The organism is Muribaculum sp. An289, from assembly GCF_002159555.1.
In the GTDB taxonomy this organism is placed as follows: domain Bacteria; phylum Bacteroidota; class Bacteroidia; order Bacteroidales; family UBA932; genus Merdivivens; species Merdivivens faecigallinarum.
Map to the genome: position 1 here is coordinate 45,590 of NZ_NFIV01000005.1, position 14,876 is coordinate 60,465.

The 14,876-nt window shown below is 48.3% G+C and carries 14 protein-coding genes; 7 read left to right on the plus strand and 7 right to left on the minus strand.

Going from position 1 to position 14,876, the window contains the following annotated elements; all coding sequences use genetic code 11:
• The first annotated feature begins 7 nt into the window (after positions 1-7).
• On the plus strand, positions 8-1,015 hold the full coding sequence (locus B5F83_RS05210; RefSeq protein ID WP_087277812.1) for a PspC domain-containing protein: 1,008 nt from the start codon (positions 8-10) through the stop codon (positions 1,013-1,015).
• Between the two features lie 403 nt (positions 1,016-1,418).
• Positions 1,419-2,414 carry a malate dehydrogenase gene (locus B5F83_RS05215; RefSeq protein ID WP_087277810.1) on the plus strand — a complete coding sequence of 332 codons (996 nt, stop codon included), beginning with the start codon at positions 1,419-1,421 and terminating at the stop codon, positions 2,412-2,414.
• Positions 2,415-3,152: 738 nt separating this feature from the next.
• On the opposite strand, the gene B5F83_RS05220 is transcribed toward B5F83_RS05215, so the two are convergent.
• The 5 genes from B5F83_RS05220 to B5F83_RS05240 are packed head-to-tail and all read right to left on the minus strand — an operon-like array spanning position 3,153 to position 7,296.
• The gene (locus B5F83_RS05220; protein ID WP_087277807.1) at positions 3,153-4,697 is read right to left on the minus strand and encodes a glycine--tRNA ligase; all 1,545 of its coding nucleotides are present in this window, start codon (positions 4,695-4,697) and stop codon (positions 3,153-3,155) included.
• Positions 4,698-4,719: 22 nt separating this feature from the next.
• On the minus strand, positions 4,720-5,301 hold the full coding sequence (gene folK / locus B5F83_RS05225; RefSeq protein WP_087277804.1) for a 2-amino-4-hydroxy-6-hydroxymethyldihydropteridine diphosphokinase: 582 nt from the start codon (positions 5,299-5,301) through the stop codon (positions 4,720-4,722).
• Positions 5,302-5,321: 20 nt separating this feature from the next.
• Positions 5,322-5,624: an iron-sulfur cluster assembly protein gene (locus tag B5F83_RS05230; RefSeq protein WP_087277801.1), complete on the minus strand. Its 303-nt coding sequence runs from the start codon at positions 5,622-5,624 to the stop codon at positions 5,322-5,324.
• Positions 5,621-6,061, minus strand: a complete 441-nt coding sequence (locus tag B5F83_RS05235) for a SufE family protein (protein WP_087277798.1) — start codon at positions 6,059-6,061, stop codon at positions 5,621-5,623. The genes B5F83_RS05230 and B5F83_RS05235 overlap by 4 nt, the downstream gene beginning before the upstream one ends.
• A 14-nt stretch (positions 6,062-6,075) precedes the next feature.
• Positions 6,076-7,296 carry a SufS family cysteine desulfurase gene (locus B5F83_RS05240; RefSeq protein WP_087277952.1) on the minus strand — a complete coding sequence of 407 codons (1,221 nt, stop codon included), beginning with the start codon at positions 7,294-7,296 and terminating at the stop codon, positions 6,076-6,078.
• Between the two features lie 90 nt (positions 7,297-7,386).
• Between B5F83_RS05240 and ruvA the strand changes: the two genes are divergently transcribed.
• The 3 genes from ruvA (at position 7,387) to B5F83_RS05255 (ending at position 10,363) form a co-directional block, all read left to right on the plus strand.
• Positions 7,387-7,977 (plus strand): Holliday junction branch migration protein RuvA, encoded by a 591-nt coding sequence (ruvA, locus tag B5F83_RS05245; protein ID WP_087277795.1) that lies wholly within the window; start codon positions 7,387-7,389, stop codon positions 7,975-7,977.
• Positions 7,978-8,079: 102 nt separating this feature from the next.
• The gene (gene gcvH / locus B5F83_RS05250) at positions 8,080-8,454 is read left to right on the plus strand and encodes a glycine cleavage system protein GcvH (RefSeq protein ID WP_087277792.1); all 375 of its coding nucleotides are present in this window, start codon (positions 8,080-8,082) and stop codon (positions 8,452-8,454) included.
• A gap of 118 nt (positions 8,455-8,572) precedes the next feature.
• On the plus strand, positions 8,573-10,363 hold the full coding sequence (locus B5F83_RS05255) for a long-chain fatty acid--CoA ligase (RefSeq protein WP_158094161.1): 1,791 nt from the start codon (positions 8,573-8,575) through the stop codon (positions 10,361-10,363).
• Positions 10,364-10,386: 23 nt separating this feature from the next.
• Here the strand turns inward: B5F83_RS05255 and mnmG are convergent, their stop codons facing one another.
• A complete protein-coding gene (mnmG, locus tag B5F83_RS05260; protein WP_087277786.1) occupies positions 10,387-12,282 on the minus strand; it encodes a tRNA uridine-5-carboxymethylaminomethyl(34) synthesis enzyme MnmG in 1,896 nt (631 codons plus the stop codon).
• 30 nt (positions 12,283-12,312) lie between these two features.
• Positions 12,313-12,732: an rRNA maturation RNase YbeY gene (gene ybeY / locus B5F83_RS05265; RefSeq protein ID WP_087277782.1), complete on the minus strand. Its 420-nt coding sequence runs from the start codon at positions 12,730-12,732 to the stop codon at positions 12,313-12,315.
• 113 nt (positions 12,733-12,845) lie between these two features.
• On the opposite strand from ybeY, the gene B5F83_RS05270 reads away from it, so the two are divergent.
• Both B5F83_RS05270 and hflX read left to right on the plus strand, forming a co-directional pair.
• Entirely contained in the window at positions 12,846-13,535 is a 690-nt protein-coding gene (locus B5F83_RS05270) for an energy transducer TonB (protein WP_087277778.1), read from the plus strand.
• A gap of 85 nt (positions 13,536-13,620) precedes the next feature.
• Positions 13,621-14,784, plus strand: coding sequence for a GTPase HflX (hflX, locus tag B5F83_RS05275; RefSeq protein WP_087277775.1), 1,164 nt, complete (start codon positions 13,621-13,623; stop codon positions 14,782-14,784).
• Positions 14,785-14,876 lie beyond the last annotated feature (92 nt).

Genomic DNA, 14,876 nt, shown 5'->3' on the forward strand with positions numbered 1-14,876 from the left:
AAAAACTATGAAACAGGTTGAAAAAATAAGTCTTTCAAGTGTCCCGTTTTCAATAGAAAAGGACGCTTACGACAAATTGTGCACATATCTCGCCGACATAAACGCCCATTACAAGGACTCGCAGGGAGGGGACGAAGTCGTGGACGGCATTGAAGAAAGGATGGCCGAGCTCTTCAAGGAAAAGACGGCTGCCGACGGGGTCGTTACGATGGAACTCGTGGATGAAGTGATAGGCCGCCTTGGAAGGCCGGCAGACATCGACTGCGACCCTTCGGAAGAAAGGCCCCGCCGCAACAGAATCTCCAAAAGGCTGTACCGCGACAAGGACAACGGCATGATTTTCGGCGTTTGCAGCGGACTTGGCGCATATTTCAACATAGACAAGGCTGTCATCAGGCTGATTTTCTTCATATTGTTCTTTATCGGATTTTTCACGGAAGGAATATTTTTCGGAATAGTCCTGTTTTCATACATAGCCTTGGCGGTCTGCATGCCGCCGGCAGTGACAGTTGAAGACAGATGCCGCATGTACGGAAACGGGACCGACATTTCGGGAATAGAAGAACAGATAAGATACCGTCCGGACAGCAAACCCGGCCAATACAGGCGCGAGCGCGGCAGGTCAACGACCGAATCCGTCATAATCAAGATAATCGGAATCCTCGCCCTTATCATCGGTGTCGGCGGACTGATATCCGGCTCCCTCACGGCATTGTGGATGAAAATGCTCAATGACTTCGTTGCCTTCGAAGCCGAAAGCGAGATGATGCGCCTGTACGGCCTGTACATAACACCGCTGACACAGAATGTCTGGTTCATCATACTCATTTACACAGTGGTTCTGCTGCCTTTCATCTGGCTGATTTACGAAGGGCTCAAGCTGATATTCGGTTTCAGACCGCCAAAATGGCATCCCGGCCTTGTAATCATGTTCGTCTGGATGGCCGCCATCATTGCCGCACTGGTCATCGTTTCGTGGAATTTCTACGACTTATGGTACGTATATAACATGTAGACAATATATTACGGTAAAATGAGAAGCTATTTAAAATTTTTTCTCAGAAAATTTGAGACATGTTTCCGTGCAGATTTTTGCCGTTTTTTGAGGAGAATAGCAGCGCTATTTTTCGATAAAAATGGCGGAAAGATGCCGGAATGGTGTCACAAAGAACTTTTGAAAAAATTTTAAACAGCTTCAGAGAACAGGCCGGAGGGGGAATCCCTTTCCGGCCTGAATGCTGTACAGTCTCAAAAAATAGAATGTCTTATCATAGATTCAGTTACTTTTCCGCTCAAATATTTTTGCTCCGATATCTTTGTCCAATAAGATGCAGAAAAACAGGTATACGTTGCACGGATTTTGCATAACTTTGGGCGAAATTTGAAAAATTTTTAATTAACACATAAAAAAACGAGCTATGAGCTATTTGACTAATGAAAAACTGACCATCGTCGGTGCTGCCGGCATGATCGGATCGAACATGGCACAGACTGCCTTGATGATGAGACTGACCCCTAACATCTGCCTTTACGACCCGTTTGCAACCGGTCTTGAAGGAGTTGCGGAAGAAATGTTCCACTGTGCCTTTGAAGGTGCCAACATCACTTTCACAACGGATATGAAAGAAGCCCTCACGGGTGCGAAATATGTCGTATCGTCAGGCGGAGCCCCTCGTAAGGCCGGCATGACACGCGAAGACCTTCTTAAAGGCAATTGCGAAATAGCGGAACAACTCGGTAAGGACATCAAGGCATACTGCCCGGATGTCAAACATGTTGTCATCATATTCAACCCTGCCGATTTGACAGGTCTTGTAACCCTTCTTCACTCTGGTCTGAAACCAAGCCAGGTAACTACTCTTGCCGCTCTGGATTCCACCCGTCTGCAAAGCGCTCTCGCAAAAGAATTCGGCGTACAGCAGAGCAAGGTGACCAACTGCCACACTTTCGGCGGCCACGGCGAGCAGATGGCGGTATTCGCATCAAGGGTTCTCGTTGACGGCGTTCCTTTCAGCGAACTTCTCGGAACCAAACTTTCGGCTGCACGCTGGGAAGAAATCAAAGGCAACGTCATCCAGGGCGGAAAGAAAATCATCGACCTCAGAGGACGTTCTTCATTCCAGAGCCCGGCATACGTATCCATCGAAATGATTGCTGCTGCAATGGGCGGCAAGAAATTCGAATGGCCGGCAGGCTGCTACGTGAACAACGAGAAATACCACCATGTAATGATGGCGATGAACAGCGTTATCGACGCAAACGGCGTTTCATTCAAGGTTCCTGAAGGAACTGCCGAAGAAATGGCAGCCCTCGAAGCTTCTTACGAGCACCTCTGCAAGATGCGTGACGAAATCATCGAACTCGGCATCATCCCGGCAGTGGAAGACTGGAAGAAAGTCAATCCGAACCTGTAATCCTGCCTGCGGGAATCGGAAGTCCTTTTCCCGCCACGGTACAAGCGCATAATTACACAACCGATTGAATCCAATCGGCGGATTAAGATAAGCGCAGCCCCGGCAAGTACCGGGGCTGTTTGTTTTTTTACAAAAAGGCGAGCTTGTAATAGGCATTCCTCCGCAGCGACTTTCCGCCACTGCTTGAAGCGAGTATTATTTTGCTAAAATTCTGATTATCAACTATTTAAGAAAACACAACTCGCTTTCAGCCATGTCCGCATACCCCTCAAAAGCGAGTTGATTTTTAGTAAAATACTGATTTTTAACGATTTAGCAAAATTCAACTCGCTCCAGACGGAGACGGGTAGGAATCGGATTTTTCCGACAGATTTTTCCGACAGATTTTTCCGACAGATTTGCCGGCAGATTTTTCACCCTACGTCCATCTGCCATTTCTACAACACACTAATAATCAAAGCTTTGCCAAAACCACTCCTGCTTTTGGGTACCTCAGAAAGTACCCAAAGACAGCCCCTGCTTTCATAAATTATTAACAATCAACCACTTATATTAACATAGGGTGGCTTTGAGGTGAGTTTCGTCGCCTCTCCGCGCTGATAAACTCACCCTTCTTGTCCTGAAAAAACTCGCCTCCCCCGTGCTGAAAAAGGTTTACCGGCCAAAATAGCCGGCAAAGGGTCTCGTTCCGGCAAATCCGTCCTTTACACTGCCCCGCAACAGTACGCCATCGGCCCGCTACAGTCCTATTTTCCTGTAAAGTTCCCTGAAACCGGCTTCTTTCTCGACTAAGGAGCGTACTTCGGAAACCGGAACCCTGTCCTGGCGCATGCTGTCCCTGTAACGGACCGTAACGCACCCGTCCTGAAGGCTGTCGTGGTCCACCGTTATGCACAATGGGGTGCCGATTGCATCCTGACGGCGGTACCTCTTGCCTATCGAGTCCTTTTCGTCGTAAACGACATTGAAGTCGTATTTGAGTTCATCGACGATTTTCTGGGCCAGTTCAGGAAGTCCGTCTTTCTTGATAAGCGGAAGAATGGCTGCCTTGACAGGGGCAAGGGCGGCCGGGATGCGGAGCACGTCGCGCATTTCCCCGTTTTCCAACTGTTCCTCGCAATACGCGGCGGAAAGCACCTGGAGCACCATGCGGTCAACGCCTATCGAGGTTTCCACAACGTATGGCACGTAACTTTCGTTTGTCTCCGGGTCAAAATACTGGAGTTTCTTGCCCGAAACCCTCTGATGGTTGCTCAAATCGAAATCGGTACGCGAATGTATTCCCTCCACTTCCTTGAAGCCGAACGGGAAATTGAATTCGATATCGGTTGCCGCATTGGCATAGTGCGCGAGTTTTTCATGGTCGTGGAAACGGTAGTTGTCATCGCCGAAACCGAGGGCACGGTGCCACTTCATCCTCATCTCCTTCCAATAGGAGAACCATTTCATCTCGTCTCCGGGACGGACGAAAAACTGCATCTCCATCTGCTCGAACTCCCTCATGCGGAAGATGAACTGCCTTGCAACTATCTCATTGCGGAAAGCCTTGCCTATCTGTGCGATACCGAAAGGGAGCTTCATGCGGCCCGTCTTGTAAACATTCAGGAAATTGACGAAAATACCCTGTGCGGTTTCGGGACGGAGGTATATCGTGCTCGCCCCCTCGGCCACCGAGCCTATCTGAGTGGAGAACATAAGGTTGAACTGCCGCACCTCGGTCCAGTTCTTGGTACCGGAAACAGGGCATGCTATGTCGCAGTCGAGAATCAGCTGCCTCAAGCCTTCGAGGTCGTTCGCATTCAGAGCGGCAGCGAGACGTTCGCGTACGGAGTCGATTTTCGCCTGATTGCGCAGGACATTCGGATTCGTCGCACGGAACTGTTCCTCGTTGAAGGCATCGCCGAATTTTTTCCGGCCCTTCTCCACGTCCTTCGCGATTTTTTCCTCCAGTTTTCCAATATAATCCTCCACAAGGACGTCGGCACGGTACCTTTTCTTTGAGTCCTTGTTGTCGATAAGCGGGTCGTTGAACGCTCCGAGATGTCCGGAAGCCTCCCATGTCTTAGGATGCATGAAGATTGCGGCATCGATCCCGACAATGTTTTCATGCAGTTTTACCATGAAATCCCACCAATACCTTTTTATATTGTTTTTCAGCTCCACGCCGTTCTGACCGTAATCGTATACGGCGCCGAGTCCGTCATAAATCTCGCTCGAAGGGAAAATGAACCCATATTCCTTGCAATGTGCGACAAGTTTCTTGAAAAGCTCTTCCTGTGTCATATCTCAATCGTTTTTTTATATTTCAAACAGTTTTATCCAATTCTTTCAACAGCTCCGCGACGGTCTTGCCGGTCAGAGGATCGATATACTCCGGGACTGCTTCGGCTATCGGTTCGAGGACGAAAATCCTTTCACGGTAAAACGGGTGCGGAATGACCAAATCATCGCTACGGTATATCAGGCCGCCGTAAAAAATAATGTCTATGTCAATCGTGCGCGGACGGTATATCCTCCTGCCCGACTCATCCGACAAGGGCAGCGAAAGGTCGCGCCCGAGCTGCTGCTCGATTGCCTTCGCTATCGTAAGCAATTCTTCGGGCTCCTTATCCGTCAGCAACACCAGGGCCATGTTGAGGAAATCCGGCAAATCCGAGCCTGCCGGCCAGGCCTTGTACTCATGCAGCCCAGACTTCCATACAGGCGGCCTGTCCACATATATGCCCATGTCAAAGGGTACGTTTTCAGCCCACTTCTGCTCTATGATGGCCGAATAATAAATCTCCTTTTCAAGCATGCGGCAGGCGGAAGCAAGGTTCTCCTCCCTGTTTCCCATGTTGCTTCCGAGAAGGAATACAACCGGATTGCGATTGTCGTTTTCCAACATAACCTAACGGCAAAATCGTTTTACAACAGCCCAAGTTCCGACAGGGCCTCGTCGCTCATCATCTCCTTGCCCCACTGAGGCTCGAAAACAAGGTCGATTTTCACGTCAACCACTCCCGGGACATCCCTCACCGCGGATTCGACTTCGGCTATGATGGTGTCCGCTATGGGGCAGGTCGGTGAAGTAAGTGTCATCTTGATATAAACATTGTGGTCATCGTCCACCTTGATTTCGTAAATCAGGCCAAGGTCATAAACATTTACCGGAATATCCGGATCATACACCTGCCTCAGGGCCCTCACTATGTCTCTTTCCAAATTCATTTTCCATTCTCCGTTTTAGAGGCTACGGCTTCCAAAGCCATTTCCTTGATACGGGCAATCATCGATACAAGACCGTTGGCCCGCGTAGGCGACAGATTGTCCTTCAAACCTATTTTTTCGATAAAACCGAAATCGTACATGGACAGGTCCTCGGGGGTCTCGCCGGAACATACCTTGATGAGAAGCGATATTATCCCTTTGGTTATTATTGCGTCGCTGTCCGCTGAAAAATAAAGCTTCCCGTCCTCCACGTGACAGTCGAGCCAGACCCTTGACTGGCAGCCCTTGATCAGCCTGTCGTCGGTCTTGGAAGATTCCGGCATGGAAGGAAGCGATTTTCCGAGTTCTATCAGGTATTCGTATTTGTCCAGCCATTCGTCAAAATAGCCGAACTCCTCCACTATTTCGTTTTCTGTTTTCTTCGAATTTTCAGACATTTTCCATCTCCGATTTATTTCAACATTCTTACGGCCCTGTCCAGGGATTCCATAAAATAATCTATTTCCTCTTTCGTATTATATGGCAGAAGCGAGGCCCTGACCATGCCGGTAACCCCGAAACGGTCCATCAGAGGCTCGGCGCAAAGCTGTCCCGACCGGACCGCTATCCCCATCTTGTCCAAGACAAGGGCGAGGTCTTCATGATGGACTCCCCCGATATTGAACGAGAAAAGCGGAATCCTGCCGGTCCTGCATTCGCCGAACAATTTCAGGCCAGGGTAGCATGCAAGCCTGTCGTACATATAGGCTGTAAGGCCGTCGGTATATTCCACCGCATCGTCGGCAAACAGCTTCCCGGCGAAACCGAGGGCCTGCGTGAATGTCGCCTGGCCGATGAAATTAGGTGTCCCGGCCTCGAACTTCAATGGCAGAGGGGCGTAGGTCGTCTTATCGAAAGTGACATGCCCGACCATCTCTCCTCCTCCCATGTACGGTGGCATCTCTTCCAGAAGTTCCCTGCGCCCGTAAAGGACACCGGTCCCTGTCGCTGCAAATATCTTATGCCCTGAAAATGCGTAGAAATCACAGCCGAGCCTCTTCACATCCGTTCTCTCGTGGACTATGCCCTGGGCCCCGTCTACAAGCACCGGGATGGAACGGGCGTGAGCGGCTTCAATGATTTTCTCCACCGGATTCCTGATGCCGAGCACATTGGAAATCTGCGCGACGGCCACGATGCGGACCGGACCGTCAAGAATCCTGTCCAGCCCCGAAAGGTCCAAAGTCCCGTCCTCATTGACCGGAATCACACGAAGGGAAGCCCCTTTGCGGAGGGCTGCCAGTTGCCACGGCACTATGTCGGAATGATGCTCGACGGCAGACACGACTATGACATCCCCTTCGGAAACGAATCTTTCGCAAAACGAAAAGGCTGCAAGGTTCATTGCGGCCGTAGCACCGGAAGTGAAGATTATCTCCTCGGCCGAATCCGCCCCGATAAAGGCGCGGACAGCCTCACGGGCCGCCTCGTATGCCTGGGTGGCATCATCAGCCATGCGGTGTACCGCCCTGTGTATGTTGGCATTGGATACTACGGAAAACCTATCTGCGGCTTCCAGTACGCAACGCGGTCTCTGCGAAGTCGCGGCATTGTCGAAATATACTATCGGCTTCCCGTAAACCTTCCCGGACAAAGCCGGAAACTCGGCCCTTATGGCATTTACATCGAACATATCGAACAAACTCACCTCCTTGTACGAATCAAGGTGCAAAAATACAAATAAAAAACATAATTTTGCACCTTATATCAACGAGACGGGAATATGATAGACTACATCAAAGGCGAATTAACGGAACTCACTCCTACAGAAGCGGTTATCGAAACAGGAGGGATTGGTTACAGCATACTCATATCCTTGCAGAGCTTCTCTTCGCTCCAGCAGGTACAGAATCCGGCAATCCTCTACATACACCATTATATACGTGAAGACGAGGAACTTTATTACGGTTTCGCCACCAAGGACGAAAGGGCCCTGTTCAGGCTGCTCATAAGCGTTTCCGGAATAGGTGCGGGGACCGCAAGGATGATGCTCTCTTCCATGACAAGCGATGAAGTACGCGATGCCATAATAGCCTCCGATGTCAATAAAATAAAGAGTATCAAAGGCATAGGACTGAAGACGGCACAAAGGCTGATACTTGAACTGAAAGACAAGATAGTCAAGGGAAGCGGGGAAAGCATATCGGTTATAACTTCAAAACCTGGCTCCGAAGTAATCGAAGAGGCAGCCACGGCCCTGGTAATGCTCGGCTTCGCGAAGGCCAGCGTATCAAAAGTCCTCAGTGCGATAACGAAGGAGCATCCGGGCGCATCCATAGAAGAACTTATCAAATACGCACTCAAACGGTTATAAAAAAGGAAGATTTTACAAAAATTCCCGTATATTTGCACGCGAATGGAAAATAGCATTCAAAAATCAAAAAGATAACATTAACAAAAATTAAAAAATAAGATTATGAACGTTCCTAAGGATTTAAAATTCACCAAAGACCACGAATGGGTCAAAGTAGACGGCAACATCGCAACAATCGGCATTACTGACTATGCCCAGGGCGAATTGGGAGAAATCGTTTTCGTCGACGTACAGACTGAAGGCGAGGAACTCGGTAAAGAAGAGAGCCTCGGCGCCATCGAAGCCGTAAAGACTGTAGCCGATGTCTTCATGCCTGTTTCAGGGAAAGTTATCGAATTCAACAAAGAACTTGAAGGCGCACCTCAGCTTGTAAACCAGGATCCTTACGGAAAAGGCTGGATTGTAAAGGTTGAAATGTCTGATCCTTCAGAGGTTGACGGACTTCTGGATGCAGAAGCATACGCTGCGCTCATCTAAGAAGTTTCTAAGAGACAGGATATATTTTCATATAATCCACGAAGACGACCAGCAGTGGCCGTCTTCTTTTTTTTCTGAAAAATTTTTATATTTGTTCCCGGACATAACCATTAAAGCCATGGAAATTACACGCATTTTCGATTTGTTGACAAATCTCGAAGAAAAATTCCCGGACAAGCAGGACATCCTTGCAAAGAAAAAACACGGACAATGGATTAAATACAGCGTAAAGGACTACGCCGGTTTTTCCTACAAGGTTGCATATTCACTGCTGAAGGAGGGTTTCAAGCCCGGGGACAAAATCGCAACCATCTGCATCAACACCCCTGAATGGAACTTTGTGGACATGGGAACCGCCCTTGCGGGAATGGTGCATGTGCCCGTATATCCAACGCTCGGCAAGGATGAATACCAGTACATCCTCACCCACTCTGATGCAAAGGCTGTTTTCATCGGCAACATGCAGCTGTACAAAAAGATTGAACCCATAATAAGGGAAAGCGGGCTCGACATCCGCATAATCCTCTTCGAAGACAACGAACAGGGAATCGAATCGTTCAATGATTTTGTCAAACTGTCTGAAAATGTTGATAATGAGATAGTTCAACAAATTGAAAGGAACAAGCGCGAGATTTCGCCGGACTCGCTTGCGACCATCATATACACATCGGGGACGACCGGAACACCGAAGGGCGTGATGCTTTCGCACCGCAACCTCACATTCGATGCGCACGCACATGCCGTAAAACAGTGTAAAACACACGAGCACAAGATGTTAAGCGTACTTCCAATCTGCCATGCTTACGAAAGAAGCATGAACTATGAGTACCAGGAACTCGGCATCAGCATCTATTACGCCGAAAATGTTGGAACTTTCGCCGCCGACCTTGCGAGCTGCCATGCCGACGGATTCTGCGGAGTGCCGAGAATGTTGGAAATGATGTACGGCAAACTTGAATCTGCCGGAAAATCCTTCAGCGGAATCAAGAAAAAGATTTACTCGAAAGCATGGGACTTCGGAAACAATTTCGACAACTATAACCACTCGCCTTTTTATCTGTTGAAGCGGAGCATCTATGACAGGCTCGTTTATTCGAAATGGCGTGAAAAACTCGGAGGCCACGAAATGCTTGTCGTTTCCGGAGGCTCATCCATACAGCCCAAAATCATACGGCTGTTCAATGCCGCCAAACTTCACATATTCGAAGGATACGGCATGACCGAGGCTTCACCTGTAATCGCGGTGAACAGCCCGAGACAAGGGTTCAATGTCATCGGCACGGTCGGAAAACCCATAGAAGGCACGGAACTCAAGTTTGCCGAAGACGGGGAAATCCTTACCCGCGGCCCGCATGTCATGCTCGGTTATTACAAAGACCCGGAAGCCACGAAGGCCGTAATCGACGAAGACGGCTGGCTCCATACCGGAGACATAGGCTGTCTTGTAGATAACACTTATCTCAAAATAACCGACAGAAAAAAGGAAATCTTCAAACTCTCGTCCGGAAAATATGTCGCTCCGCAGGTAATAGAGAACAAACTGAAAGAGTCGCCATACATAGACAATTGCATAGTTGTCGGCGAAAATGAAAAATTCGCTTCCGCGATAATCATTCCGGACAAGGAAAAAATAACAGAAACTGCCAGATTGCAGGGCATCGCCTTCGACAATGCCGACGACCTGCTGAAAGACAAACGTATCCTCTCCATACTGCACGGCGAAGTCCATAATGTAAATGGAGGCTTCTCCCCTCACGAACACATCAAACGTGAAAAATACATTTTAGACGAATGGTCGCCTGCAAACAATATGCTTTCCCAGACACTGAAACTGAAAAGGGCCAATATACACAAACGGTATGCAGACCTGATAAAAAGCATTTATTCGGAACAGGGCGGCGACGCTTAGGAAACCACGCCAACAACTGCCCGCTATCTTCCGAAATAAACCAACAGGACGGAAATATCTGCCGGGGAGACCCCGGAAATCCGCGACGCCTGCGCAATCGTGCGCGGGCGATATTTTTCCAATTTCTGCCTGCATTCAATGGACAGGGATGATATACGCGAATAATCGAACTTCTCGGGAATCTCCAATTCTTCAAGCCTGGAAATTTTCTCGGCTATCCTTTTCTCACGGTCAATATACCCCTTGTATTTTTCATTAATCTCTACCGCTTCTATTATTTCGTTCCGTAGGAACGGGTCCATATCGGAAAGAAAAGCCAATGTTCCACGTGGAACATTATGCAATAGGGCCTGCAAACCGGCTTGCGGGCGTGAAAGCACATCCGCTATGCTTTTCTTCCCTGTTACCGGTGAGGAACCGACCGATTGAAGATACGGATTCAGAACCTCCGGCTTAACCGTATAATTCCTTATAAAGTCCGTAAGCTCTTCGACACATTCGTATTTTTTATAAAAAGCAGAAAATCTTTCATCGCTGACAAGTCCGAGGGCACGTCCTACAGGAGTCAACCGGTAATCGGCATTGTCCTGCCTTAACAAAATCCTGTATTCCGCGCGCGACGTAAACATCCTGTAAGGCTCATCCACCCCTTTCGTTATCAAATCGTCTATGAGAACACCGATATAGGCTTCATCGCGGCGGAGTATGAAAGGCTGCCGGCCGTTGAGCTTCAAATGGGCATTGATTCCTGCAACAAGACCCTGTGCCGCCGCTTCCTCATAACCGGTAGTCCCATTGACCTGGCCAGCAAGATAAAGATTCGGAACGACCCGGGACTCCAAAGTAGCATTGAGCTGTGTCGGATCGAAGAAATCATATTCGACAGCATAAGCCGGCCTGAATATTTTTGCGGTTTCGAGTCCGGGTATTTTGTGCAAAGCTTCAATCTGCACATCTATCGGCAGCGAAGATGAAAAGCCTTGAAGATAGTATTCATTCGTTTCCGCACCCTCCGGTTCAAGGAAAAGCTGGTGCGAATCCTTATCGGCGAATGTCCTCAGTTTGTCCTCTATGCTCGGGCAATAACGCGGTCCGATACCGGTAATCTTACCCGAGAAAAGGGGAGAACGGTCAAATCCGCTACGGAGCACATCGTGTACCTCCGTATTCGTATGGAGGATGAAACAGTCCATCTGAGGATGCCCGCCCCTTATCCTTGACGGACAAGGAAGGTAGGAAAACTGTTGCGGTTCACTATCACCCGCCTGTCTTGTCAGGGCGGATGTGTCCACAGAAGATATGTCGATGCGCGGAGGCGTTCCTGTCTTCATCCTTGCCGTATTGATTCCGAGAGAAAGCAGCTGCCCGGTCAAATGGTAGGAAGCCATATCTCCCATCCTGCCTCCTTCGAAAGAAACATCTCCGATGAAAAGTTTCCCGTTAAGGAAGGTTCCGGCCGTTATGATAACCGCCCGAGATTCGAATGCCGCGCCCGTAGCCACGGAGACTCCGCTTATAACGGAATCTGAGAAGGTCAAAGAGACCGCCGACTCCTGGTAAAGGTCTATGTTACAATGATTTTCGAGTTTACTTCGCATTATCTGCGAATACTGTGTTTTGTCGCACTGGGCACGGGGACTCCACATGGCCGGCCCTTTAGAGCGGTTCAACATCCGGAACTGAAGGGTGGAGCCGTCGGTCACTTCCCCCATTGCACCGCCAAGGGCATCAATCTCACGTACTATCTGCCCTTTAGCTATACCCCCGATTGCCGGGTTGCAGGACATGGAGGCTATCTTGGTCAGATCCATCGTAATGAGCAAAACCTTGGAACCGAGTCCGGCAGCAGCCAAAGCGGCTTCACAGCCCGCATGCCCCGCTCCCACCACGATGATGTCATATCGGCCTAAAACGTACATACCTCCTATAATGTGTTATTATTCAACAAATTACAACACTTCGCGCAGTGAAAGGTAATAATTCTCCTTCTCTCGCATAAGTTTCTTGTCAGCTGAAGAATGGTCATCATAACCGATAAGATGCAGGACTCCGTGGACCATGACCCTATTCAGCTCGGTCTCGAAATCCGAACCGTATTCGTCCGCATTGGCCCTGACGGTATCAAGGCTTATGAAAAGGTCTCCGGAAAGCCTGTCGCCCTCGGTATAGTCGAAAGTGATGATATCTGTAAAATAATCGTGGTGGAGATACCTGATATTTATATCGAGGATGTAGGGATCAGAACAGAATATTATGGAAATGTCCCCTATCCTCTTCACCTCGCTTTCCGCCACCAGGGTAAGCCACTTATTATTCAGCCTTTTATTCTTGAATTTGAATACAACGTCCTCTGTAAAATATGAAATCATCGCTCGTTTTTTGAAATTCTTCGCAAAACTACAACAAATTCGATTTTTTTTGTGGAAAAAAGATAAATAATTAATACCTTTACGGCCAAAATTGAAAATAAGGTAATAAAGATATGGAACTAAAAAAATCACCAAAAGCCAATTTGGAGAACAAAAAGACCCTTTTTACTGAAATCGGTCTTATTGTCGCACTCGCCGTTGTGCTCGTAGCTTTTGAACACAAGACAAGGGAAAAGGCTGTCAGCACCCTCGAAGAGGAAGTTTACATTCCTGTAGAAGAAGAGATTATCCCTATTACACAGGAAACCCCTCCGCCAAAGCCTGACATGCCTAAGATTCCTCAGCTTTCGGACGAAATCGATATCGTCAGCGATGATATCCAGGTTGAAGACATCATCATCAACACCGAAGACATAGCCGACATGGGTGTCCAGGTGATGGACTATGTCGCCGAAGTCGAAGAAGAGGAGATTGAAGAAGAAATCATAATGTCAGCAGCAGTCGAAGAAGAGCCTTCATTCAACGGAGGCGACAAGAACGACTTCAGCAGGTGGGTACAGCAGAGGCTCGTATATCCGCAGATAGCTTTGGAAAACGGTATCCAGGGAACAGTGATGCTTCAATTCGATATCGACAAAAACGGCAACCTCGTGAACATAGTTGTCCTCAGGGGCATAGACAAGACTATCGATGAAGAAGCCGTAAGGGTCGTTTCAAGCTCGCCGAAATGGTCTCCGGGAAGAAACAACGACCTCCCTGTAAAGGTAAGGTACATATTCCCAGTACAGTTCCAATTGCGATAAGCACGGAAATAGATAAGAATATTAATATTTAAAGGAAGCTGTGTCGAAATGAAAATTTCCGGCACAGTTTCTTGTATTGACAAAGATGGAAAAGGCAATATTCGTAGCCGTAATGAAACAGGGGGACGACCCCGGAAAAATAAAGGAATACCTCGATGAACTGGAGTTCCTTGCAGAAACGGCCGGAGCAAAGGGCGAAAAACGCTTCGTACAAAGACTCGAAAAGGCTAACAGCAGTACTTACATAGGCAGAGGGAAATTAGAGGAAATAAAGGCGTTTATCGAGGAAAACAGCATAGATTTGGTAATATTCGATGACGAACTGACACCTTCCCAGCTCAGGAACATCGAAAGGGAGCTCCAGTGCAGGATACTCGACAGGACCAACCTGATACTCGACATCTTCGCCCAGAGGGCAAAGACCGCATACGCAAAGACCCAGGTCGAACTGGCCCAATACCAGTACCTGCTCCCGAGATTGACGAGAATGTGGACACACCTGGAAAGACAGAGGGGAGGTATCGGAATGAGGGGCCCGGGAGAGTCCCAGATAGAGACAGACCGCCGAATCATCCTTGAAAAGATATCCAAACTAAAGGAACAGCTGAAGAAAATAGACAGGCAGATGGCCTCTCAAAGGGGAAACAGGGGCTCGCTTGTCAGAATCTCCCTCGTAGGCTACACAAACGTAGGGAAAAGCACTATAATGAACCTTCTCGCCAAAAGCGATGTCTTTGCCGAGAACAAACTCTTCGCCACCCTCGACACGACGGTCAGGAAAGTAGTCATAGAAAACGTCCCCTTCCTGCTCAGCGACACAGTCGGATTCATAAGGAAACTCCCGACACAGCTTGTCGAATCCTTCAAAAGCACGCTCGACGAGGTACGCGAAGCCGACATACTTATGCATGTAGTAGACATCTCCCACCCCAATTTCGAAGAACAGATAAGGGTCGTGGAAGAAACACTGAAGGACATAGGTGCGAATGAAAAACCTGTTTTCATGGTTTTCAATAAAATAGACCAGTACAGATACGAGGAATACGATGAGTTCTCGCTCGAACCTAAAAAACCAGAAAACTACTCATTGGACGAACTGAAAAGGATGTGGATTGCAAAGGACCACACGCCGAGCATCTTCATATCCGCAAAGGAAAAGACCGGGATAGACAAGCTCCGCAACGACCTCTACAAAATGGTTGCTGAAATACATGCGGGCCGTTACCCTTTCAACAACTTCCTTTGGTAGTCCCGTTCATGAAAAACAGATGCGTCGGGAAAACCGGCGCATCTGCATTTAAAATCAATTAATTATGAAAAGTCTGTCTTTGTATCCAAATA

Excerpts from the sequence above, each read along its gene's own strand:
- B5F83_RS05210 (WP_087277812.1), top strand. The coding sequence starts at position 8 with ATGAAACAGGTTGAAAAAATAAGTCTTTCAAGTGTCCCGTTTTCAATA.
- B5F83_RS05215 (WP_087277810.1), top strand. The coding sequence starts at position 1,419 with ATGAGCTATTTGACTAATGAAAAACTGACCATCGTCGGTGCTGCCGGC.
- B5F83_RS05220 (WP_087277807.1), bottom strand. The coding sequence starts at position 4,697 with ATGACACAGGAAGAGCTTTTCAAGAAACTTGTCGCACATTGCAAGGAA.
- folK (WP_087277804.1), bottom strand. The coding sequence starts at position 5,301 with ATGTTGGAAAACGACAATCGCAATCCGGTTGTATTCCTTCTCGGAAGC.
- B5F83_RS05230 (WP_087277801.1), bottom strand. The coding sequence starts at position 5,624 with ATGAATTTGGAAAGAGACATAGTGAGGGCCCTGAGGCAGGTGTATGAT.
- B5F83_RS05235 (WP_087277798.1), bottom strand. The coding sequence starts at position 6,061 with ATGTCTGAAAATTCGAAGAAAACAGAAAACGAAATAGTGGAGGAGTTC.
- B5F83_RS05240 (WP_087277952.1), bottom strand. The coding sequence starts at position 7,296 with ATGTTCGATGTAAATGCCATAAGGGCCGAGTTTCCGGCTTTGTCCGGG.
- ruvA (WP_087277795.1), top strand. The coding sequence starts at position 7,387 with ATGATAGACTACATCAAAGGCGAATTAACGGAACTCACTCCTACAGAA.
- gcvH (WP_087277792.1), top strand. The coding sequence starts at position 8,080 with ATGAACGTTCCTAAGGATTTAAAATTCACCAAAGACCACGAATGGGTC.
- B5F83_RS05255 (WP_158094161.1), top strand. The coding sequence starts at position 8,573 with ATGGAAATTACACGCATTTTCGATTTGTTGACAAATCTCGAAGAAAAA.
- mnmG (WP_087277786.1), bottom strand. The coding sequence starts at position 12,282 with ATGTACGTTTTAGGCCGATATGACATCATCGTGGTGGGAGCGGGGCAT.
- ybeY (WP_087277782.1), bottom strand. The coding sequence starts at position 12,732 with ATGATTTCATATTTTACAGAGGACGTTGTATTCAAATTCAAGAATAAA.
- B5F83_RS05270 (WP_087277778.1), top strand. The coding sequence starts at position 12,846 with ATGGAACTAAAAAAATCACCAAAAGCCAATTTGGAGAACAAAAAGACC.
- hflX (WP_087277775.1), top strand. The coding sequence starts at position 13,621 with ATGGAAAAGGCAATATTCGTAGCCGTAATGAAACAGGGGGACGACCCC.